Annotated in this window: 19 protein-coding genes and 1 tRNA gene; 4 read left to right on the top strand and 16 right to left on the bottom strand. The window is 61.8% G+C overall.

The features are described from left to right. Positions 1-112: 112 nt before the first annotated feature. Both HED64_RS07935 and HED64_RS07930 read right to left on the bottom strand, forming a co-directional pair. Complete coding sequence (locus HED64_RS07935) at positions 113-367, bottom strand: hypothetical protein (protein ID WP_168151516.1); 255 nt, start codon at positions 365-367, stop codon at positions 113-115. Next, the gene (locus tag HED64_RS07930; protein ID WP_168151788.1) at positions 367-1,626 is read right to left on the bottom strand and encodes an inorganic phosphate transporter; all 1,260 of its coding nucleotides are present in this window, start codon (positions 1,624-1,626) and stop codon (positions 367-369) included. Before HED64_RS07930 ends, HED64_RS07935 begins: the two co-directional genes overlap by 1 nt. Positions 1,627-1,950: 324 nt before the next feature. Here HED64_RS07930 and HED64_RS07925 point away from each other — a divergent pair, with 324 nt between their 5' ends. Beyond that, on the top strand, positions 1,951-2,571 hold the full coding sequence (locus HED64_RS07925) for an L-threonylcarbamoyladenylate synthase (protein WP_168151515.1): 621 nt from the start codon (positions 1,951-1,953) through the stop codon (positions 2,569-2,571). Positions 2,572-2,601: 30 nt separating this feature from the next. Here HED64_RS07925 and HED64_RS07920 read toward each other — a convergent pair whose 3' ends face one another. The 3 genes from HED64_RS07920 to HED64_RS07910 form a co-directional block, all read right to left on the bottom strand. Beyond that, positions 2,602-3,021, bottom strand: a complete 420-nt coding sequence (locus tag HED64_RS07920) for a VOC family protein (RefSeq protein ID WP_168151514.1) — start codon at positions 3,019-3,021, stop codon at positions 2,602-2,604. Positions 3,022-3,064: 43 nt separating this feature from the next. Further along, a complete protein-coding gene (locus HED64_RS07915) occupies positions 3,065-4,018 on the bottom strand; it encodes an aldose 1-epimerase family protein (RefSeq protein WP_210149443.1) in 954 nt (317 codons plus the stop codon). 140 nt (positions 4,019-4,158) lie between these two features. Then, positions 4,159-4,776 carry an ANTAR domain-containing response regulator gene (locus HED64_RS07910; protein WP_132364970.1) on the bottom strand — a complete coding sequence of 206 codons (618 nt, stop codon included), beginning with the start codon at positions 4,774-4,776 and terminating at the stop codon, positions 4,159-4,161. A gap of 157 nt (positions 4,777-4,933) precedes the next feature. On the opposite strand from HED64_RS07910, the gene HED64_RS07905 reads away from it, so the two are divergent. Both HED64_RS07905 and HED64_RS07900 read left to right on the top strand, forming a co-directional pair. After that, a tRNA-Leu gene (locus HED64_RS07905) sits at positions 4,934-5,014 on the top strand. Positions 5,015-5,457: 443 nt separating this feature from the next. Further along, positions 5,458-5,865 (top strand): RidA family protein, encoded by a 408-nt coding sequence (locus HED64_RS07900; RefSeq protein WP_168151513.1) that lies wholly within the window; start codon positions 5,458-5,460, stop codon positions 5,863-5,865. 107 nt (positions 5,866-5,972) lie between these two features. Here the strand turns inward: HED64_RS07900 and pyk are convergent, their stop codons facing one another. The 11 genes from pyk to hisI all read right to left on the bottom strand — a co-directional run bounded on the left by pyk (position 5,973) and on the right by hisI (position 21,048). After that, positions 5,973-7,490, bottom strand: a complete 1,518-nt coding sequence (gene pyk / locus HED64_RS07895; RefSeq protein ID WP_132364968.1) for a pyruvate kinase — start codon at positions 7,488-7,490, stop codon at positions 5,973-5,975. Positions 7,491-7,556: 66 nt separating this feature from the next. Further along, positions 7,557-9,014, bottom strand: coding sequence for a glutamate synthase subunit beta (locus HED64_RS07890; protein WP_168151512.1), 1,458 nt, complete (start codon positions 9,012-9,014; stop codon positions 7,557-7,559). Next, positions 9,007-13,611, bottom strand: a complete 4,605-nt coding sequence (gene gltB, locus HED64_RS07885) for a glutamate synthase large subunit (RefSeq protein ID WP_168151511.1) — start codon at positions 13,609-13,611, stop codon at positions 9,007-9,009. The genes HED64_RS07890 and gltB overlap by 8 nt, the downstream gene beginning before the upstream one ends. Positions 13,612-14,074: 463 nt before the next feature. Further along, positions 14,075-15,082: a prolipoprotein diacylglyceryl transferase gene (gene lgt, locus HED64_RS07880; RefSeq protein WP_168151786.1), complete on the bottom strand. Its 1,008-nt coding sequence runs from the start codon at positions 15,080-15,082 to the stop codon at positions 14,075-14,077. Then, positions 15,082-15,876: a tryptophan synthase subunit alpha gene (gene trpA, locus HED64_RS07875; protein WP_168151510.1), complete on the bottom strand. Its 795-nt coding sequence runs from the start codon at positions 15,874-15,876 to the stop codon at positions 15,082-15,084. The genes lgt and trpA overlap by 1 nt, the downstream gene beginning before the upstream one ends. Then, positions 15,873-17,159 (bottom strand): tryptophan synthase subunit beta, encoded by a 1,287-nt coding sequence (gene trpB / locus HED64_RS07870; protein WP_245325839.1) that lies wholly within the window; start codon positions 17,157-17,159, stop codon positions 15,873-15,875. The genes trpA and trpB overlap by 4 nt, the downstream gene beginning before the upstream one ends. A 64-nt stretch (positions 17,160-17,223) precedes the next feature. Next, on the bottom strand, positions 17,224-18,054 hold the full coding sequence (gene trpC / locus HED64_RS07865; protein WP_168151508.1) for an indole-3-glycerol phosphate synthase TrpC: 831 nt from the start codon (positions 18,052-18,054) through the stop codon (positions 17,224-17,226). Between the two features lie 2 nt (positions 18,055-18,056). After that, entirely contained in the window at positions 18,057-18,308 is a 252-nt protein-coding gene (locus tag HED64_RS07860) for an HGxxPAAW family protein (RefSeq protein WP_168151507.1), read from the bottom strand. A gap of 116 nt (positions 18,309-18,424) precedes the next feature. Further along, positions 18,425-19,030, bottom strand: a complete 606-nt coding sequence (locus HED64_RS07855) for a Trp biosynthesis-associated membrane protein (protein ID WP_168151506.1) — start codon at positions 19,028-19,030, stop codon at positions 18,425-18,427. Next, entirely contained in the window at positions 19,027-20,586 is a 1,560-nt protein-coding gene (locus tag HED64_RS07850; RefSeq protein ID WP_168151505.1) for an anthranilate synthase component I, read from the bottom strand. Before HED64_RS07850 ends, HED64_RS07855 begins: the two co-directional genes overlap by 4 nt. Positions 20,587-20,646: 60 nt before the next feature. Then, positions 20,647-21,048, bottom strand: coding sequence for a phosphoribosyl-AMP cyclohydrolase (gene hisI / locus HED64_RS07845; protein ID WP_132364960.1), 402 nt, complete (start codon positions 21,046-21,048; stop codon positions 20,647-20,649). 143 nt (positions 21,049-21,191) lie between these two features. Between hisI and HED64_RS07840 the strand changes: the two genes are divergently transcribed. Continuing rightward, positions 21,192-21,824, top strand: coding sequence for a TIGR03085 family metal-binding protein (locus HED64_RS07840; protein ID WP_132364959.1), 633 nt, complete (start codon positions 21,192-21,194; stop codon positions 21,822-21,824). Positions 21,825-21,837 lie beyond the last annotated feature (13 nt).

Genomic DNA, 21,837 nt, shown 5'->3' with positions numbered 1-21,837 from the left:
TAGCCATGGAATCAACGCCGCGGGACACCGAATCGCTTTCTTTGGCGTTAACGTCGTTCGCCCGCCCGGATGCGCTGATCCGGGCGGGCGAAGATTACTACTGAAGCTGTTGTTAGGCTCCGAGAATTCTTTCGCTCAGAGCCGGAACGATGAGGATGATGCCAAAAAGAACCACGATTCCGCACATGGCGAAGCAACCGTATGCTGCTGCCCGTGCCGGCAGCGGCGATCCCTTGGCTTCTGCGCCCCGGGAGTCCTCGCCGACGGCTAGCAGGCGAACGCCCAAGGAATAGGCGCCAACGATGAACAATGAGGCGGCCCAGGTCACGACGGCCACAATCAGGAATGAATCCCAGTGAATAGTCATTATTTGACCTCCTCGTTGGCCTCGTTGACAGGGGCGGCCTGGCTGACCTTGTTGGCCTTGGCGGCCTCGTTGGCCTTGGCTCGTGCAGCCTTGCGACGTTGCTTCTTGGTGGGGATATTTACTGCGGCGCCGGAAACATCAACGTCACTAATGGCATTGGCATGACCCACCAGTTCGCGGCGGGAGAGCACCCAAATGACCAGCAAGGATCCGATGCCCAGAACGGCGACGATGCCCAGCCCAATATTGCCGAAGTGAGCCAGAGCCGCAGCTGCGGCTCCGATCAGTCCCGCGGCGGGGAGAGTGAAGAGCCAGCCGAGCGCGATCCGACCGGCGGTTCCCCAGCGAACTTCCGCGCCCTTGCGACCGAGTCCCGAACCAATGACTGAACCCGACGCCACCTGGGTGGTCGACAGGGCGAAGCCAAGGTGCGAAGAGGCAAGAATAGCGGCAGCCGTGGACGTCTCCGCTGCGAAGCCCTGAGCGGGCTTCACGTCGGTCAGGCCCGATCCCATGGTTCGGATGATGCGCCACCCACCGGTGTAGGTACCCAGGGCAATGGCCAGGGCACACGCTGCGATGACCCAGAAGTGCGGTCCGGTACCGGCGTCCTGCAGGCCCGACGCCACGAGCGTCAGGGTGATGACACCCATGGTCTTCTGCGCGTCGTTGGTGCCGTGAGCCAGCGCCACAAGCGAGGAAGAGAAGATCTGGCCGTAGCGGAATCCGCCGCGCTTTGGTGAGGAAAGCCCAGCTTGGCGCTTGGTCACCGAGTACGCGAGCTTGGTACACAGATAAGCGGACGTTCCGGCAATCACCGGGGCCACTAGAGCGGGAAGCAGAACCTTTGACATCAATACGCCGTAGTCAATGACGCCAAATCCGGCACCAACGATGGCAGCACCGATCAGACCACCAAAGAGTGCGTGCGAGGAACTTGAGGGAAGGCCGAGCAGCCAGGTGAGCATGTTCCAGACGACGGCACCCATTAGTCCGGCGAAGATCATCGCCGGCATGATTTGCACGCCAGAGTCCCCACCTTCCTTGATGATGCCACCGGAGATGGTCTTAGCTACCTCCGTTGAAAGGAAAGCACCAACAAGGTTGAGGACCGCGGCAAGCGCGACAGCAGCTTTGGGCTTAATGGCACCGGTGGCGATGGGCGTTGCCATCGCATTGGCGGTGTCGTGGAAGCCGTTGGTGAAATCAAAGAACAAGGCAAGGGCAATGACCAGGACGACGATGAGCGTCAGATCCATGTATGAACCAATCGTGGGGTTACGGGCAAGGGCCGAGTTGCGTTGGGCTACTCCGAGTTCCCCCATTGTTAACCCAATGTAGGGGTTCCGTTCACCTAAGTCGCAAATTCATCATATGGCTTGCCCGGCATGAGTCAATTCGCCGCAGGCGTCAAATCATGCCTCGAACCCACTTTGGTAGGGATGGGCGGGCACCGCTGCCAAACAACGTGAGCGACTTCACGCGCCGTTGCTCCCGACCAAAGCTGACCGTCAAGCCGCGGCTCAAGGGCCGATTGGGGTGATTCAGGTGCGTGAATCGTGGCGGAGAAGTAAGCTCGTGCAATGGCTAGATTCTTAGATGTTCATCCGGAAAACCCGCAGCCGCGTGCCATTGCTCAGGCAGTGGAAATGATTCGCAACGGCGGTCTGATCGCTTTTCCCACCGATTCTTGTTACGCGCTCGGTGCCCAGATCGGAAACCACGACGCCTTGGATAGGATTCGGCGCATTCGTGAAGTTGGGGACAAACACCACTTCACCCTGGTCTGCAAGGACTTCGCCCAACTGGGTCAATATGTTGAGGTAAGCAATCAAGTGTTCCGCGACATCAAGGCCGTCACACCGGGCAGCTACACCTTCATCCTGCCGGCGACCAAGGAAGTACCGCGGCGCCTGATGCAGGCCAAGAAGAAGACGATTGGTGTGCGCATCCCCGATAACGCTGTGGTTCGCGCTTTGTTGGAAGAACTGGGTGAACCGATTCTTTCCAGCACCTTGCTTTTGCCGGGCGAGGAGGATCCGATGACGCAGGGTTGGGAAATCAAGGAGGCGCTTGACCACGTGGTCGAAGGTGTCATCGATTCCGGCGAGTGTGGCATCGAACCCACCACGGTCGTTGACTACTCGAGTGGCGAAGCAGTGATTACGCGCGTTGGCCTAGGCGATCCGTCCCGCTTCGAATAAAGACACACCAGCGGGCTCCTTCAGATCCTTTTAGCCCTGTGAGTTCTCCAGGTTGCACACTAGTTGCCAGAGATGGCCATCGGGATCCGCGAAGGTACCGATGTACTGAAGGCGCCCGCTGACGTGCTCGATCTCGTGCGCCTCAAATGCCTTACCCGCGGAGTCTGCGATGGCGCTTAACACTTGATCGAGCTCTGAAACCGATGCGACGGCACAGCTCAGAATGGCATCGGTGGCGGGCACCGGCAGCAGCGGCGTGCGCTTGGCCTCCCGCGAGTACTTGGTGAAGGCCTCGTGCTCCGCAAGGAAGATGGTCATCCCCGGCAGCTCCAGGCAGACCAAACCCATGGCGAGGGTGGCCTCCTCGAAGCCCACGGCATCGCGATAAAAGGCCAGGGAACGTTCGGCATCTCGAACCGCCAGAGTGAGAACAACGCCTTGGGTTTTCATCAGATCATTCTTCCTTTCGTGCCATCCACGGGTGCAATTCATCCTATTGTGCGCCACCTCCCGAACTGTAGCCGATCCCCCACGAGGCTTCCCACACCTGGCCCGATTGAAGTTGATGCAGGCCCTGCCCGCTATTAAAGGCATTGGCCGGTGCCGTCATGGGTTCAAGTGCGATGGCATGCACCGGTCCATTAGTGCCGGGGAAACTTGCGGTCGTGTAAGCCTGGAGGAATCCGAAGTTCGCATCCATCCGCAGCTCCACATGCCTGCCGTCGGCTGCCCGCAAATAGTGGCGAGAGCCGCCATCAGCGTCCCGGATGAGTTGCGCCCACACATCATCGAGGGCTACCTGCCCCAAAAGCTGCCCTTCCCGGTAGTCGAATGCCGTCCCAGCCACGGGGATTGCCTCACCGGTGGGGATCATCGAGGAGTCGAGGCCAAGCCGAACCTCGGCGTTGACCTCCAATTCCAACTCAGCGATGGGAACCTCCCCCAGCCGAAGATACGGGTGGGCACCAATGGCCACCGGAGCCGTATCGGTTCCCAGGTTCTGCAGGCGATGGGTCACGCTGAGTCCCTCGGCCAGCAATTGGTAGTGCACCGTAGTGGCGAGCTCGAAGGGGTAGCCAGGCGCCGGGGAGATGTTCGCGGCCAAAGTGACACTGGAGTCGGTGCTGGCAACCCTGCTGTACGCGTGATGCCGCAACAGCCCGTGGATGGCGTTGTTGAGCTTGGGTTCGGTGATCAGCAGCTGCTCTTCACGGCCCTGGTTCTTCCATTTGCCTCCCGCCACCCTATTGGGCCACGGCACGAGCACCACACCGGCGCAGGAGGGCGCAGCAATGGTTGCGGGGTAGTCCTGAACCAGCTCCACATCATCGATGGACAGCCGCCGCAAGGCGGCACCGACCTGGCTGACCACGGCAAATTGACGGGCGCCATTGATGCTGGCGGACAGCTCAAACTGCTCCCCCATGGGCGTTGAAGCATGCGTCACGCTGGACCTTTCGTTGTGGCCTGCCGAACAATTCTCACTGCCATAACCGCTAGTCAGTAGCGCTGCGGACAAGAATGGGGCCGCACGAACCGATCAACGATTCCTGCGGCCCCACGTTGGGCAATGAGTTTTGTGCGGTGTTACTTAACCTGGTCGATCACTGTCTCTGCGACTTCACGCATGGATAGGCGACGATCCATGGACGTCTTCTGAATCCAGCGGAAGGCCTCTGGCTCAGTCAGCCCCATCTTGGTCGTCAAAAGGGACTTGGCCCGCTCAACAAGCTTGCGAGTGGCGAACTGTTCGGTCAGGTCCCCCACTTCCTTTTCGAGGGCGGTGATCTCCTCGTGGCGCGAAATGGCGATTTCAATCGCGGGAATCAGGTCTGCTGGGGTGAAGGGCTTCACAACGTAGGCCATGGCACCGGCCTCGCGGGCTCGCTCCACCAATTCTTTCTGGCTGAAGGCTGTCAGCAGGACCACCGGTGCGATGCGTTCCTTGACGATGGTCTCGGCGGCGGTAATTCCGTCCATGACCGGCATCTTGACGTCCATAAGCACCAGGTCGGGCTTGTGTTCACGAGCCAGCTCGATGGCCTTTTCGCCGTTGTCGGCCTCGGCGACCACGTCATAGCCTTCGCCGCGCAGGATCTCGACGATGTCAAGACGGATCAGTGTTTCATCTTCAGCGACAATGACACGGCGGGGTGCGCTGTGCGGTTCGGCCTCAATACGGGTAACTTCGGGCAGGTCGCTCATGTTGCTCCTTCAATCCCGGGGTGACCGGGGACATCATCAATACTCAGTTTCACAGATAAGCCTATCTGCATGTACAGTGGATAACCGCAAGGACGCGAGGATTTCGAACCAAAGCAATTATCGGTTATGCTTATTCTCGCTGCTTCAAATAGTGCTCGCCCGAGTGGCGGAATGGTAGACGCGCTGCACTCAAAATGCAGTATCGCAAGGTGTGTGGGTTCGAGTCCCACCTCGGGCACAAATAGGCTCCGATCCCTTATCTGATAAGGGATCGGAGCTTTTCTTTTGCGTCGACGTTTCCGCCAGGTTCTCGCCGATGGCTTTGAAACAAAGTCATTTTCTATCGCCTTTATTACGCGCCCAACCCGTAGCAATATTCCACCCGTAAAATCGGGCACATGGGCTCCACTTTGCAGCCTTAGATTCGCGAGTAGCTGATCCATCGAAGCTGAACGAGGTTGCACGTCGCCGCGGAACATCGGCTATCAATCATGCCTCACCGTGCGTGGAAGCTTGCGCTCAGCACCGGGCGCACCTAGCGGGGGCACCCCCGAGACGATGGTAGCTACCACGCCAGAAGTGTGACACTGGGCCGCTGATACCCACACCTGCGAACACGCATTGATTAGGCTGAAGGCACGCCCACCCCCATTTTTGAGAACTCCGATAGGACGCTCCCCCATGCCAAGCGCCGTTTCACTCATACGCTCAACCAAGCTCAGCAACACCGCCGAGTACGCCTATGCGGCAACCGCGCCGGCCAACGCCCGACTGATCTTTCTAGCAGGCTCGTGCCCCCTGGATGAAAATGGGAAGACGGTGGGCATCGGCGACTTTGCTCACCAAGCCCGAGCCTGCATCGGCAATATGGTGATTGCCCTAGAGGCTGCCGGCGCCAGCATCGAGGACGTTATCTCCACGCGCGTTCTGGTGGCTTCCACCAACCAGAAGGAGCTGGTCACGGCGTGGAATGAGGTTCACGCAGCCTTCGGCTCCCACGACGTCCCCAGCACGCTCTTAGGCACCACGGTGCTCGGTTATGAAAACCAACTTGTTGAGATCGAAGCCATTGCTGCGATTGTTGACTGATCCAATACCGTTGACTGATCCAACGCAGAAATAGCAAAGGCCGAATCATCGCGGTGTTTCCCTGTGCGGGATTCATCACGATGATTCGGCCTTTTGCCGCTTAGCGACTAGATCGTGCGGGCGTTTTCGCCTACAACGTTCTCGGTGGCCCAGGGACCAACCTTTTCGCGAGCCGGCATCGGCTTGCCGTCGCCCAGCTGGCCGGCATCGGCAAGGTCTCCGACCTTGTGGATGCGCAGCGAGTTGGTGGAACCTGCTTGCCCTGGAGGGGAACCGGCAGCGATGCAAACGATGTCGTTGACCTCGGCCAGTCCTTCATCCAATAGCGCGCGGTCAACCTGTGCGGTCATCTTGTCGGTGTGGTCCGCGTACTCGACCAAGCGCGGCTGGATGCCCCACATCAACGTCATGATGTTGTAGGTCTGCGGCAACGGCGTGAAGGCCAGCACCGGACGCTTGGGGCGCAAGCGGGAGAGCCTGCGCGCCGAATCGCCGGACTGGGTGAAGGCCACGATGTATTTGGCATCCAACTGGTCGGCGATTTCCACGGCGGCACGGGTGATGGCGCCACCACGGGTCTTGGGCTTGGAGCCCAGACGCGGGATACGGTCCAGACCGTGCTTTTCGGTGGAGGAAATAATCCGGGCCATGGTTTCGACGGTTTCGATGGGATATTCGCCCACCGAGGTCTCCCCCGAAAGCATGACAGCGTCGGCACCGTCAAGAACGGCGTTGGCGCAGTCCGAGGCCTCGGCGCGGGTAGGCGTCGGGGACTCGATCATGGATTCAAGCACCTGGGTGGCCACGATGACCGGCTTGGCCCAACGGCGAGCCAATTCGATGGCGCGCTTCTGAACCAGCGGAACCTCTTCGAGCGGAAGCTCCACACCCAGGTCACCACGGGCGACCATGATGGCGTCGAACGCATCGATGATTTCCTCGATGGCGTCCACTGCCTGCGGCTTCTCGACCTTGGCGATCACCGGCAGGCGGCGACCCTCCTCGTCCATGATCTCGTGCACGCGGGTGATGTCGCTGGCGTTGCGAACGAAGGAAAGTGCGACCATGTCAACGCCGGCCCGGATGGCCCAACGCAGATCGTCCTCGTCCTTTTGGCTCAACGCCGGAACGTTGACGGCAACGCCGGGAAGGTTGATGCCCTTGTTGTTGGACACCTCTCCGCCGACAACAACCTCGGTGACAACCTTCTCGTCATCAACGGCGGTGGCGCGCAGGGCAACCTTGCCGTCGTTGATCAAGAGGGTGTCACCGACGTTGACGTCCTGCGGAAGTCCCTTAAACGTGGTGGAGCAGAACGTTGCATCGCCGAGCACATCGGCAATCACGATGGTGAACGTGTCACCGACGTGCAGCATGTGCTTGGCGTCATCTACAAACCGGCCCAGGCGAATCTTCGGACCCTGCAGGTCGGCAAAGATGCCGACCGGCCGGCCGAGTTCCTGGGCCGCGGCCCGCACATTGCCCAAGTTCTCGGCGTGCATCGAGTGGTCGCCGTGGCTCATATTCAAACGAGCTACGTCAACACCCGCCTTAAGTACTGCCAGTGTCTTGTCGTAGGTACCGATCGCCGGGCCCCAAGTGGCCACGATTTTTGCGCGTCTCATACGGTCAGCCTATCTGCCTTTCCATCTCTCAGGTCAGGACAACACCGCATAGGTGGTGCATCCGACTCACAACATGCTGATGGCCCGATCCGTTGGTGCAACGGGGGCCGGAAGGCGGGTTTCGCCCATCAGGTATTTGTCCACGGCCGCGGCACAGGAACGTCCCTCGGCTATGGCCCACACGATCAGGGATTGTCCGCGTCCGGCGTCGCCAGCCACAAACACCCCCGGGGTGTTGGTCATGTAGTAACCATCACGGGCGACGCTGCCCCGGTCATCAAACTCGGTGTTGGCCTGTTCCATGAGTCCTGTGGTCTCCGGTCCGGTGAACCCGAGAGCCAGGAAGACGAGGTCGGCGGGAATAACTCGCTCGGTACCTGGTTTTGGAAGGCGCTGACCATTTACAAACTCGGTCTCTGCAACTGTAACACCCATCACGCTTCCATGCTCGCCGGAGAAGTTGACTGTTGCGGCCAAATAGGACCGCTCACCGCCTTCTTCGTGAGCCGACTGAACCTCAAAGAGGGTCGGTGCCATGGGCCACGGCTGGTGCGCGGGACGCTCCAACGCCGGCTGAGCGCCGATCGCCAGGGTCGTCACGCTGGCAGCTCCCTGGCGAATGGCGGTACCCAAGCAGTCGGCACCGGTGTCGCCGCCGCCGAGGATCACCACGTGCTTTCCCTTGGCGTCGATAGCCAACGCTTCGCGCTCACCGGCAACCACCTCGTTGGATTGAACGAGGTATTCCATGGCGTAGTGCACCCCATCAAGCTCACGCCCGGGGATCGGAAGATCGCGCGGAACCGTGGCACCTGTGGCCACGATGACCGCGTCATACAGCCGATTAAGCTGATCGAAGGCGATGTCGGTGCCCACTGCCACGCCGCTGCGGAACACCGTGCCCTCGGCTTCCATCTGGGCCAGACGGGTGTCCAGGACATCCTTGCCCATCTTGAAGTCGGGGATGCCATAACGCAGCAGCCCACCGGGCTTATCGTCGCGCTCATAGACCGCAACGGTATGTCCGGCGCGGGTCAGCTGCTGAGCTGCCGCCAGCCCCGCCGGACCCGAACCAACCACCGCGATGCGGCGGTCGGTGTGGCGCACGGCCAACAGCGGCTCCAGCGGACCTGCGGCCAGCAGGGTGTCGGCGATTTCGACTTCAATCTGCTTAATTGTTACGGCGGGCTGATTGATGCCCAGCACGCAAGAGGACTCACACGGAGCCGGGCAGAGCCGGCCGGTGAATTCCGGGAAGTTATTTGTCGCATGCAAACGCTCGGAAGCGTCGGTCATTCGACCCTGGTGAACCAGGGAATTCCATTCCGGAATCAGGTTGCCCAACGGGCAGCCGTTGTGGCAGAAGGCAATGCCACAGTCCATGCAGCGGCCGGCCTGCTGGGTGAGCACCTGAGCATCTTGGCGCTCGGTGACCTCCTTGAAGTCCATGATGCGCACCGAAACGGGACGCTTGGGCGGGGTAACGCGGTCGCGCACCTCCATGAATCCACGTGGATTAGCCACGGGTCACCTCCAAAATCCGGTTCCAGACGGTTGCTGAATCGGGGTCGAATCCTTCATGAGCGGCAACGGTGCGTGCCTGTTGTACTGCTGCGTAGTCACGTGGCAGTACCTTGGTGATGCGTGCCGCGGCCAGCGGCCAGTCGGCCAGCAGGCTTGCGGCCAAGGCCGAACCGGTGTGTGCCACGTGTTCGGTCAGCAGGTTCTTGATCAGTGTGCAATCTTCGGCGTCGGGACCCGTGAGCAAAAGATCGTCGTTGGCCACGGCCAGCGGGTTCAACTTCGCGATGTCCAAATCCAGGACGTAGGCCACTCCCCCGGACATGCCGGCGGCAAAGTTGCGGCCCGTGGCACCCAGGATCAGCGTGGTACCACCGGTCATGTACTCACAACCATGGTCACCAATGCCTTCAACCACTGCCGTGGCACCGGAGTTACGTACGGCGAAGCGTTCGCCCACCATGCCGCCAATGAACAGCTCGCCGCTGGTGGCACCGTAACCGATCACGTTTCCGGCGATGACCTGCTCGGCAGCGTTAAAGGTGCTTCGCTCATCGGCCCGCACCGTGATGCGTCCACCGGAGAGGCCCTTGCCGACGTAATCGTTGGAGTCTCCGATGAGCTTGAGTGAAATACCTGCCGGGAGGAAGGCACCAAGTGACTGCCCCGCGTGTCCGCGCAGCGTCACGTCGATGGTGCCGGCGTCCAGTTCATTGACCCCGAAGGTTCGCGTGACGTGGTGACCGAGCATGGTGCCCACCGAGCGGTCGGTGTTCTTGATTGGGAGGTCAAGAACTACCTTCTCGCGGCGTTCGAGCGCCGGGGCCGCGGCCTCGATCAGAGCCATGTCAAAGTGTTTGCCCAGACCGTGGTCCTGCGTGGTGGTGCGTGAGCGCGCTGCCCCGGGCTTGGAGCCCGCGGTGGTGAAGATCTTATCCAGGTGCAACCCGGCGGTCTTCCAGTGGCCCACGGCGGCGCGCGTATCGAGCAGCTCCGCCTGGCCAATGGCCTCTTCGAGGGTGGCAAAACCAAGATCCGCCAAGAGTTCGCGGACTTCCTGGGCCAGGAACTCGAAGAAGTTCACCACGTGATCTGCCTGTCCGGTGAAACGCGAACGCAGCTCCGGGTTCTGTGTTGCCACACCCACCGGGCAGGTGTCCAGGTGGCAGACGCGCATCATGATGCAGCCGGCAACCACCAACGGGGCCGTGGCAAAGCCGAATTCTTCGGCACCCAGCAGCGCGGCGATGACCACGTCGCGTCCGGTCTTGAGCTGACCATCAACCTGCACCGTGACACGTTCGCGCAGCCCGTTGAGCATCAGCGTCTGCTGGGTCTCGGCCAGGCCCAATTCCCACGGAACACCGGCATGCTTCAGCGAGTTCAGCGGCGAGGCACCGGTGCCACCATCGTGACCCGACACCAAAACCACGTCGGCCTTGGCCTTGGTGACTCCGGCGGCTACGGTTCCGATGCCAACCTCGGAGACCAGCTTCACGTGCACGCGGGCGCTCGGGTTAGAGCACTTGGCATCGTGGATTAGCTGAGCCAAGTCCTCGATGGAGTAGATATCGTGGTGCGGCGGCGGCGAAATGAGGCCCACGCCGGGGGTCGAGTGGCGCGTACGAGCCACCCATGGGTAGACCTTGTTGGCCATCAGCTGGCCACCCTCGCCGGGCTTGGCGCCCTGCGCCATCTTGATCTGGATGTCATCGGCATGGGTCAGGTACATGCTGGTGACACCGAAGCGCCCCGAGGCGATCTGCTTCACGGCCGAGCGGCGGGTGGGATCCAGCAGACGATCAACGTCCTCGCCGCCCTCACCGGTGTTGGACTTACCGCCCAGGCGGTTCATCGCGATAGCGAGGGTCTCGTGAGCCTCGGCGGAGATCGAGCCGTAGCTCATCGCGCCGGTAGCAAAACGCTTCACAATCTCAGACACGGGTTCCACCGCGTCGATATTGATGGGGGTGCGCTCGGAATATTTGAAGTCCAACAGCCCGCGCAGGGTCATCAGGCCCTTGGCCTGATCATCCACGCCCTGGGTGTACTTCTTGAAGATGTCATAACGACGTTCGCGGGTGGCATGCTGCAGCCGGAACACCGTTTCGGGGTTGAACAGGTGCGGCGGGCCCTCACGGCGCCACTGGTATTCCCCACCGGTTTCCAACACGCGGTGCGCATCGGGATTCAGATCCGAGGGGTAGGCACCGGCATGACGCATCGCGGTTTCGGTGGCGATGATGTCAAGACCAACGCCGCCAAGCTGCGAGGAGGTCCCGGTGAAGTACTGGTCAACCACGCGCTGGGACAGGCCCAGGGCCTCAAAGGTCTGGGCTCCGCAGTAGGAGGCCACGGTGGAGATACCCATCTTGGACATGATCTTCAGCAGACCCTTGCCCAGCGCCTTGATCATATTGGCCTGAGCCTTGGCGGGACTCACGTCGCCGAGTTCGCCCTGCAGGGCCATCTCTTCGACGGATTCCAGCGCCAGGTAGGGGTTGATCGCCGAGGCACCGTAGCCCACGAGCACCGCTACGTGGTGAACCTCGCGAACGTCACCGGCCTCGATGATCAGTGAGGTCTTGGTGCGATTAGCACTCTTGAGCAGGTGGTGGTGCACGGCACTGGTGAGCAGCAACGACGGGATCGGTGCCCACTGAGCGTTTGAATCCCTATCCGAGAGCACGATGAATTTGATGCCACGGTTTACCGCTGCGGAGACCTTTTCGCAGATTTCCTGCAAGCGGGCGCGCAGTTCTCCCTCACCGCCTCCGGGACGGTAGAGTCCACGAACCTTCAGTGCCAACTTCACGCCAGCATCACCGCGGATGTTCGCGATCTTGGCCAGCTCGTCGTTGGTGATCACCGGGTAATCAAGGGACACCTGTTCGGCGCTGACCGGACCGGTGGCCAAGAGGTTTCCGGCCGGGCCGATGCTGGTGAGCATGGAGGTGACAAGTTCTTCACGGATGGAGTCCAACGGCGGGTTGGTCACCTGGGCGAAGGACTGGGTGAAGTAGTCAAAGAGCAGACGGGAGCGATCCGAGAGCACCGCCACCGGGGTGTCCGAGCCCATGGCGCCCAGCGGCTCGGCGCCGGCGGTAGCCATCGGGGCCAGCAGGATCCGCAGTTCCTCCGTGGTGTAACCGAAGGTCCGCTGGCGAATCTGCACGGAGGCCGAGTTGTGCTTGACGTGCAACAGATCCGGCAGGGTCGCCAGGTTGATCTTGTTCTGATTGACCCACTGGGCCCACGGAGCCGACGCGGCCACCTGAGACTTAACTTCCTCATCACTGATGATGCGTCCGGCCTCGGTGTCCACCAGGAACATCTTGCCCGGGGCAACGCGGCCCTTGGCGGCGATTAGCGAGGGATCCAGATCGATGACGCCAACCTCCGAGGCCAGCACCACCAATCCGTCGGTGGTGACCCAGTAGCGTGCCGGGCGCAGACCGTTGCGGTCGAGCACCGCACCTACCTGCTTGCCGTCGGTGAAGGACACCGCGGCAGGTCCGTCCCACGGTTCCATCAGCATCGAGTTGTATTCGTAGAAGGCGCGGCGGTCCGCGTCCATCGAGGCATGGTTTTCCCAAGCCTCGGGAATCATCATCATGATCGCCTGGGCGATCGGGCGACCGGAGAGCATCAAGAGCTCGGCAACCTCGTCAAAGGAGGCGGAGTCCGAGGCCCCGGCGGAGCAGATCGGGAAGAGTTCTTCGGGTACCTCGCCGAGCAGGTCGGAGGCGAGCTGCGATTGGCGGGCGCGCATCCAGTTGCGGTTGCCCTTGACCGTGTTGATTTCGCCGTTGTGGGCGATGGTACGGAAGGGCTGGGCCAGCGGCCAGGAGGGGAAGGTATTGGTGGAGAAGCGCGAGTGCACGATGCCGAAGCGCGATTCAAAGCGCTCATCGGTCAGATCCGGGTAGAACTCGGTGAGCTGCTCGGTGGAGAGCATGCCCTTGTAGACCATGGTGGCGGAGGAGAGCGAGGGGAAGTACACCCCGAATTTGTTCTGCGCACGCTTGCGAATACGGAAGACCCGGGCGTCAAGGTCTGCTTCGTGCTCGGGGGCGGCCCCCAGGAAGAGCTGCGAGAAGTAGGGCATGCTGCCCAGCGCGGTGGCTCCGATGGACTCGGTGTTCACCGGCACGTCGCGCCAGCCCAGGACGGTGAGGCCCTCTTCGAGTGCTAGCTCTTCAAGTGCGGTAATGGTTGATGCACGCTGCGCGGGTTCCTGCGGAAGGAAGGCGGTGCCTGCTGCGTAGCGGCCGGCTTCGGGCAGCTCAAGGTCGGTGACGGCACGGAAGAAGCTGTCGGGAAGCTGGGTCAGGATACCTGCGCCGTCACCGGTTCCAGCATCGGCGCCGACGGCACCGCGGTGCTCAAGTCGACGCAAGGCTTCGAGGGCCTGTTCCACGATCTCGTGGCTGCCCTTTTTCGTCAGTGTGGCAATCAGGGCCAGGCCACAGGCGTCTTTTTCGTTGGCCGGATCGTATAGTCCCTGAGCTATCGGGATATCGGCAAACCGGGTAAAGGGCGAGGTGGCATCCTCGCCACGATGCGGTGAGGCGTTGAGTTGGACTCCGGTCATGCTCATGAGTTGTCCCTTTCTCAGTGTGTTGACAGCGGGCGGTATTCGTCGGGCGACAGTGACCGAGGTGATTGCAGGGTCGCAAATCGGCACCCTCTTTTCAAGAGGGGCCGTGCTGTGAAGGGGGTGACACCAGCGATGCGTAGGCAGAAACTGAACAACCTTGTAATGGTCATGAAACAGATCCTGTGCTTCCACGTCATTGTGGTTGCCGACAGCTCCCGGTGCGGTTGGTGGGTATTTCGCGCCCGGCCGTACTGTCACGGTGAGAAAAAGAGTAACACCGACATGTTTCAGTTTTACGCATGGTTTTGTTTCCAACAGTTTTCGTACGTCTCACGAACCAGCTGTTGACTAGGAAGTTTTAAGTTTCCACAAAGTTTCGTAGCACAACGCACGAACCCCTTCATCTTTCCGCATGAGCTGCGGAGAGGGAAGGGGTTCGTGAGAGTAATTTATGTCGAGCGGGCTAGTGTTTTCCGCGATCCTTGGGAACTTGGGGATCCGTTGGCTCGCCGGCTTGCTGCTCAGTGGTCGGTAAGTCCTTGTCCTTGGTACCCGATTCAACCGACTCCTCGGCCGGAGCACGCCCGGGAAGGTAGACCCCCGGGTCTCCCAGCGGCCGCAGCCGGGTGAGCACAAAAATCAGTCCCACAGCAGCGAAGATGACCATCGCGATGGCCAACCACATGTGGACCCGAAGCCCGATGCCGATGATGGTGATGACATCCACGGCGTCGATACGCAAGGTCTCCATGAAGCTGCGGCCAATGCCGTACCAAATCAAGTAGCTGAAGAACATGGCACCGCGGCGCAGCTTAAACTTGCGATCAAGGGCCAGCAGCAACAACACACCGGCAACGTTCCACAACGATTCATAGAGGAACGTGGGGTGGAAGAGCGTTCCGGCGGGAACCCCGGCCGGGAAGTTATAGCTGTTCGGATCGATCTCCAGGCCCCACGGAAGTGTGGTGGGCGCACCAAAGAGTTCCTGGTTAAACCAGTTGCCCCAGCGGCCAAAGGCCTGCGCGAGCAGCACCCCGGGAACCGCCGCGTCGAGGAACGCCGTCAGGCGAACGCCAGCCCGGCGACAGGCGATCCAGGCACCGAGGGTACCCAGCGAGATGGCACCCATGATGCCCAGGCCGCCGGCCCAGATCTGTGGGATCTCCGAAAAGTGTGCCAGCTGCCCGTTAAGCCCGAAGTAGTACTCCGGGTCGGTGAACAGCACGTGGTACAACCGTCCGCCGACGATCCCGAAGGGGATGGCCCAGATGCAAATGTCCCAGACCACTTCCTCCGGTCCACCCTTGGCACGCCAGCGCCGCGCGGTCATCCACATGGCCACCACGATGCCGAGCATGATGCACAGAGCGTAGGCGTGGATGGTCAGCGGTCCGAGCGAGAACTTCGAAAATTCCGCCGGCGGGCTGGGAATGGAGGCGAGGATCTGGGTTCCCGCAGCTAGCTGAAACATCACGCCGAGACGCTCTTGCCGCTGAGTTCCGCGGTGAGCCTGCCCACGGCTTCACTGCCACCATCTCGCAGTGCTGCCACCAGGGCGGTACCCACGATGACGCCATCGGAGTAGGCCCCGATTTCTTCAACGTGCTTGCGCGCCGAGACACCCAGGCCGACGCAGGCGTTTTCTGCGCCGGCTGCGTGAGCAGCCGCCACAACTGCTGCCGCTGCGTCGGAGACCGTGTCACGGGCACCGGTAACACCCATGATCGAAACGCAGTAGACAAAGCCGCGGCTTGCCGCGACGGTGGCCTTCATGCGTGCTTCGGTGGAGGACGGTGCCACCAGGAAGACTCGATCTAGTCCGTACCTATCCGAGGCCTCAATCCATTCGGCAGCCTCGTCCGGGACCAGGTCCGGGGTGATCAGCCCGGCGCCACCGGCCTCGGCCAGGCGGCGGGAGAACTCGTCCACGCCCATGCGCAGTACCGGGTTCCAGTAGGTCATCACCATGACGGTGGCAGAACAACGCGCCGTGATGCCCTTGATGACATCAAAGACCTGAGACACCTTAAAGCCCTGCTCCAGCGCTTGCACCGTGGCAGCCTGAATGACCGATCCGTCCATGACGGGGTCGGAATAGGGGATGCCGACCTCGATGATATCGGCACCGTTTTCCGCCATCGCGACGGCCGCATCGATGGTGCCCTGAACATCGGGGAACCCTGCGGGCAGGTAACAGATCAGGGCCGGACGACCCTCGGCACGGGCGGCGGCAATGGCCGCGGCGCTCTTGGATACGATGCTCACTTGGCGTCCTTAGCGTCGGTGTCGATGAGGTTAAACCATTCGGCGGCAGTGCCGACGTCCTTATCGCCACGCCCCGAAAGGTTAGCGATGATAATGGTCTCTTCCGGAACGGCGCCGTCGGCAATCTTGCGTGCGGCAATCTTCAGCACACCGGCCAGCGCGTGGGAGGACTCGATGGCGGGAATGATGCCCTCGGTGCGGCACAGCAGCGAGAACGCGTCCATGGCCTCGGTGTCGGTGATGGGTTCGTAGTGCACCCGGCCAATGTCCGAGAGGTAAGCATGTTCGGGGCCAACACCCGGGTAATCCAGGCCGGCGGAGATCGAGTGCGACTCGATGGTCTGCCCGTCCTCGTCCTGCATCAGGTAGCTCTTGGCACCGTGCAGCACACCGGGGCGTCCCAGCGTGATGGTTGCTGCGTGGCGAGGTGTATCAACACCATCGCCACCGGCCTCGAAGCCGAACAGCTGCACCTCGGGATCGTCAAGGAAACCGTGGAAGATGCCAATCGCGTTGGATCCACCGCCAATGCAGGCAGCCACGGCGTCTGGAAGCCGGCCCACCTGAGCCAAAATCTGTTCGCGGGCCTCTTCGCCGATGACTTCGTGGAAGTAGCGCACCATGGCCGGGAACGGGTGTCCGCCGGCTGCGGTACCCAAGAGGTAGTGGGTGTTCTCCACGTTGGCGACCCAATCACGCAGGGCCTCGTTGATGGCGTCCTTCAGCGTCTGGGATCCGGCGGTCACGGGGATGACCGTGGCACCGAGCAGCTGCATGCGCGCGACGTTCAGCGACTGCCGACGGGTGTCTTCGGCACCCATGTAGACCACACATTCGAGGCCCATCAGGGCCGCAGCGGTGGCCGAGGCAACACCGTGCTGTCCGGCACCGGTCTCGGCGATGATCCGGGTTTTGCCCATGCGCTTGGCCAGCAATGCCTGACCGAGCACATTGTTGATCTTGTGGCTACCGGTGTGGTTCAAGTCCTCGCGCTTGAGGAAGACTCGCACCCCGCCGCAGGCAACCTCGGACAAGCGCTTGGCCTCTGTCAGCAGCGAGGGACGGCCCGAGTAGTTCTTGTTCAGTTCCTTGACCTCGGCGATGAACGACGGGTCGGCCTTGGCAGCCTCAAACGTGTCGTTGAGCTGGTCCATGGCGGCGATCAGGGATTCGGGCATCCAGCGTCCGCCGTAGGCGCCGAAGTAGGGTCCGGCTGCGTGCCGCAGCGAATGCGAGGGATCGGTGGCGGGCTGGTTCTTGCCCACCTCTGGTTCACCGGTCATCGGGGTCATCTGTCGCATCCTTCTCTAGCTCAGGAATTCTTGAAAGGGGGGTTCTCAGGGTCGTTCAGCTGGCGCGAGCCGGTTTGGCTGCCGTGCCTGCGGTGATGAAGTGTTCCACTGCCGCGCGCGGATCTGCATCCTTCACCAGGGCTTCTCCCACGAGGATGGCGTCGGCTCCCAGCTGCGCGTAGTACTGCACATCGGAAACGTCCTGCACGCCGGATTCCGCCACGATGACAACATCGGTGGGGATCAGCTCGATGAGGCGGCCGAAGTTCTCACGGTCAACCTCCAGGGTCTTGAGGTTGCGCACGTTGACCCCGATGATTCGCGCACCGAGGTTAATCGCCCGGGCGATTTCTTCCGGCGTGTGCGTTTCCACCAGGGCATTCATGCCCAGTGCATGGGTGAGCTCCAAAAATTCGCGCATCGTGGCATCGTCAAGGGCCGCAACAATGAGCAGCACCAAATCCGCTCCGTGCGCGCGAGCCTCATAAATTTGGTAGGCATCAACCGTGAAGTCCTTGCGTAGCACCGGGATCTTCACCGCGCTGCGAACCGCATCAAGGTCGGCCAGTGAGCCGCCAAAACGACGCTGCTCGGTCAGCACGGAGATCACCGATGCGCCTCCAGCCTCATAGGAAGCGGCCAGGACGGCGGGTTCTGCGATCTGGGCCAGCGCACCCTTGGACGGGGATTTGCGCTTCACCTCGGAGATCACCCGCAGGGTGGTATCGCGTTGGGTCGGATCAAGGTGTCCACCCAGTGCCGCGTAAGCATCCAGGGCCGGGGCCGCGGCAGCGGCGTCCGCCTCGATACCGCTCTGGTCGAGGATGGACCGACGGGCGTCCAGATCAATCCGAACGCCCGCGATGATATCGCTCAGTACACTCACGGCTAGTGCGCGGAACCCGACTTGGCGCCGTTCACGCCGTAGCCTGCCTTCTTCATGATCCAGCCGACGATCAGGCCAAGGAAGACGATGCCGATGCCGATGTAAACGACTGTGGGGTTGTGCCCGGCGAAGGCGATGCAACCGACAATAAAGCCGATCATCATCACGGCGATAGCGGCCCAGGCCGCCTTCGAGTTGCCGTGGCCAATTTCTTCGCCGTGCATCGGATCGATCTGAGTGTTGGCGTTTGCCATGGTGGGATACTCCTGCTCACCTCGTGCGAATCGGGAAGATTCCCGATAATTTTCTTGTCTTCTATTCTGCCATTCTTTCGGGCGATGGCATGCCATGTTGCGAAGCGTGTGCGCGCTTAGCCGGTGGGGTCATCCCCGCGTGAGAGCGAGTCCCAACCGGAAATTTCATCAATTTGTCCGTTACCGCTGGGTGCTGCCGCCTGATCGCGCACGGCCTGGGCGTCCCGGGCGTACTTCCGCGAACCTGCCCAGTGCCGTCCGGCCACCGCCAGTACCGCGGCGTTGATGATCAGAATGATGCCGCCGAGCACCGCCACGTATGGCCAGATACTCAGCGCGTAGTCGGCGCCCGCGGCGTTAAGCCCGGTGGCCTCACCCACCTTGGTGGAAGCGGCGGCGACGGGGTCAACCAGCACCGAAACGGCCGAGGCGATGATGCCCGCGCCAACCAACAGCAGGATCACCGCGATGATGTACCGCGCCACCTTGCCAGCGATCATCGCGGCCAGCGATCCGGCCAGCGCCACCACGGCTAATGCCGCGACGGCCGTGGCGGCGTCGGATCCCGCCACCTCGATCAGCGGGATCTTCACATTGCCCATTTGCGGCTGCACCGTGATCCAGGTCCGGGTGCTGGTGGCCAGCGCAATAACGGCACCGAGCAATCCCAACAGCATCACATTGCGCTTGGTGCCGAGGCGCCCGGTTTTTTTGTTGCTCATGCGTTGTTGCCGTCCACTTGTGCCGGTGCCATGGTTCCGGCGGCCCACACGGCCCGCAAGGGCGCGGCCGATTTGTTGATGGTTTCCAGGGCCTCGGCGTCGAGGTTGGAGTCGGCGACGATGCCGCCACCTGCCTGGACGTAGGCCCGGTTTCCCTTGATCAGCGCGGAGCGGATGGCGATGGCCATGTCCATGTCTCCGGTGAAGTCCAGGTAGCCCACGACTCCGCCATAAATGCCGCGGCGGTACGGCTCAAGTTCATCCAGTAGCGACAGGGCGCGTGGTTTGGGTGCCCCGGAGAGGGTGCCGGCGGGGAAGGTGGCAGCGAGCACGTCGTAGCCGTCGTGTCCCGGGGCTAGCTTGCCCACCACGTTGGAGACCAGGTGCATGATGTGGCTGAAGCGTTCGACCTCCATGAACTGGGTGACTTCCACCGAGCCCGGCACGCAGACCTTGGAGAGATCGTTGCGCGAGAGATCAACGAGCATCAGGTGCTCGGCGCGTTCCTTCTCATCGTTCAGCAGGTTCTTCTCATGCTGCTGATCATCTTCGTAGTTCGCCCCGCGCGGGCGTGAGCCGGCGATCGGGTGCGTCACCACGTGGTCATCGTTGACGGTCACCAACGCCTCGGGTGAGGAGCCCACGATGGAATAGGGCTTGTCGTGGGCGTCGCGCAGGTTAAACAGGTACATGTAGGGGCTCGGGTTGGTGCCGCGCAGGATCCGGTAGACATCCAGTGGGTCGGCATGGGATTCGAGCTCAAAGCGGCGGGAGATCACCACCTGGAATACCTCGCCCTCCACGATGGCTTCCTTGCCGCGCAGGACCGCGCTGCGGTAGGAATCCTCATCCCAGGAGTGGGTGACGGCCTTCATGAGTTCATCGGCCGGCACGTCTGTGCCCGAGAGTACCGAGACCGGGTTTTCGGCGGCAACACTGAGCGCGTCAAGCATCTCCGAGAGGCGCTGAACCGCGTGGTCGTAGGCGCCGTCAACACCTTCGGAGGTTCCGTTGAAGTTGATGGCGTTGGCGATCAACGTCAGGGTGCCGTCGGTGTTATCGTGCACGGCCATGTCCCCCACGAGGTTCATGGCCAGCTCGGGCAGGTGCAGGTCATCAACCGGTGGGTTGGGAAGCTTTTCCCAATGACGTACCGCTTCCCAGCCGATGAAGCCCACCATGCCGCTGGTCAGCGGTGGCAGCCCGTCCAGCGGTACGGTGCGCAGTGCCCGCACGGTGTCACGCAAAACTTCAACCGGGTTTCCTTCACAGGGCAGGCCCTGAGGTGGGGTGCCCTGCCAATGCGCTTTTCCATCCAGCGTGGTCAGGGTGGCGGGGGAGTTCACGCCGATGAAGGAGTAGCGTGACCACACTCCCCCGGCCGCGGCCGATTCCATCAGGAAGGTGCCGGGGCGTCCGCCTGCCAGCCTGCGGTAGATGGAGATGGGGGTGAGTGCGTCGGCAAGCACCCGCATCGAAACGGGAATGACGCGGCGATCCGCGGCGAGTGCGCGGAACTGCTCGCGGGTGGGGGTCAGAGCGCCGAGAGCTTGCATGAGCGAGAAGGATCCTTGCGTGTGCTGGGTATTGGGTGGTGCCGGGTGGTGCGCGTGGTGCTAGGAGACTTTGCGTCCCACCACGGCGGGGAGTTCACGGCCGTCGAAGCAGGTGTGGGTTCCGGTGTGGCAGGCGGCGCCGATCTGATCCACAACCACCAGCAGGGCGTCGCCGTCGCAGTCAAGGGCTACCGATCTGACCATTTGGGAGTGCCCGGAGGTGTCTCCCTTGCGCCAGAATTCGTTGCGCGAACGGGACCAGAAGGTCACTCGTCCGGTGCTCAGGGTGCGGCGGAGCGCTTCCTCGTTCATCCAGCCGAGCATCAACACCTCATTGGTGCCATGCTGCTGAATGATGGCTGCCACCAATCCGGCGCCATCCTTCTTCAGCGCGGCTGAAATCTCGGCGGACAATTGCCCGTTCACTGAGGCGGGGGCGGCGAAGGCTGGGGTCTGAGACATCCCTACCAGTCTAGTGCCCGATGGGCGCAAAACTGTTCTTCCAACACGTGCGACCCCACCCCCGTGACGATTTGGCCACACCTTACGCCACAGGGTGGTTCGAAAGGGCCACAAGGAGCTGAGAACGTGTTAGTTTCAAAGAGATGCATTTCGTCCCAGCCTCGCGTGAAGTATTGGCCGAAGTCCTGCTGGCGGCAGGTCCCACGGCCCCCACCCTGTGTGCCGGGTGGCAAACCCGTCACCTCGCAGCCCATTTAGTGCTGCGCGAACGATCACTGCTGGCCGCCGGCCTGCTGCTGAAGCCGTTGACCCACCGCATGGAAGCTGAGCTGGCCAAGCGCGCCGATGTCGCGCAAGACCGCAACGAGTATGCCGTGCTGGTCCACGAATTCCTGGCCGGTGCCCCGAAGTACTCCCCGCTAGCTAATTCCGGTGTTGACCGTTCGGCCAACCTCTCCGAGTTCTTCATTCACACCGAGGACGTGCGTCGGGCCAGCGACCGTTGGGCGCCACGCATGCTTGATGCAACGTATGAGGAATTGTTGTGGAAGGACCTGTTGCGCCGGGCGACGCTTCACTACCGCCGCTCGAACGTCGGGATCATTCTGGTGCGCCCCGATGGCCAACGTCATGTGGCGCGCAAGAGCGCAACATCCGTGGCCATCATCGGCCGTCCCGGCGAACTGCTGCTCCATGCTTCCGGGCGCCGCGATGAGGCGCTGGTGACCTTCGAAGGTACCAATGAAGCCATCGCCCTGCTGCTCGCTTCGAACTAAGCACTCAGCACTA

The organism is Paeniglutamicibacter terrestris, assembly GCF_012271785.1.
Taxonomy (GTDB): Bacteria; Actinomycetota; Actinomycetes; order Actinomycetales; family Micrococcaceae; genus Paeniglutamicibacter; species Paeniglutamicibacter terrestris.
Note: the sequence above shows the minus strand (reverse complement) of the source record. Positions and strands in the feature narration are given on the sequence as shown.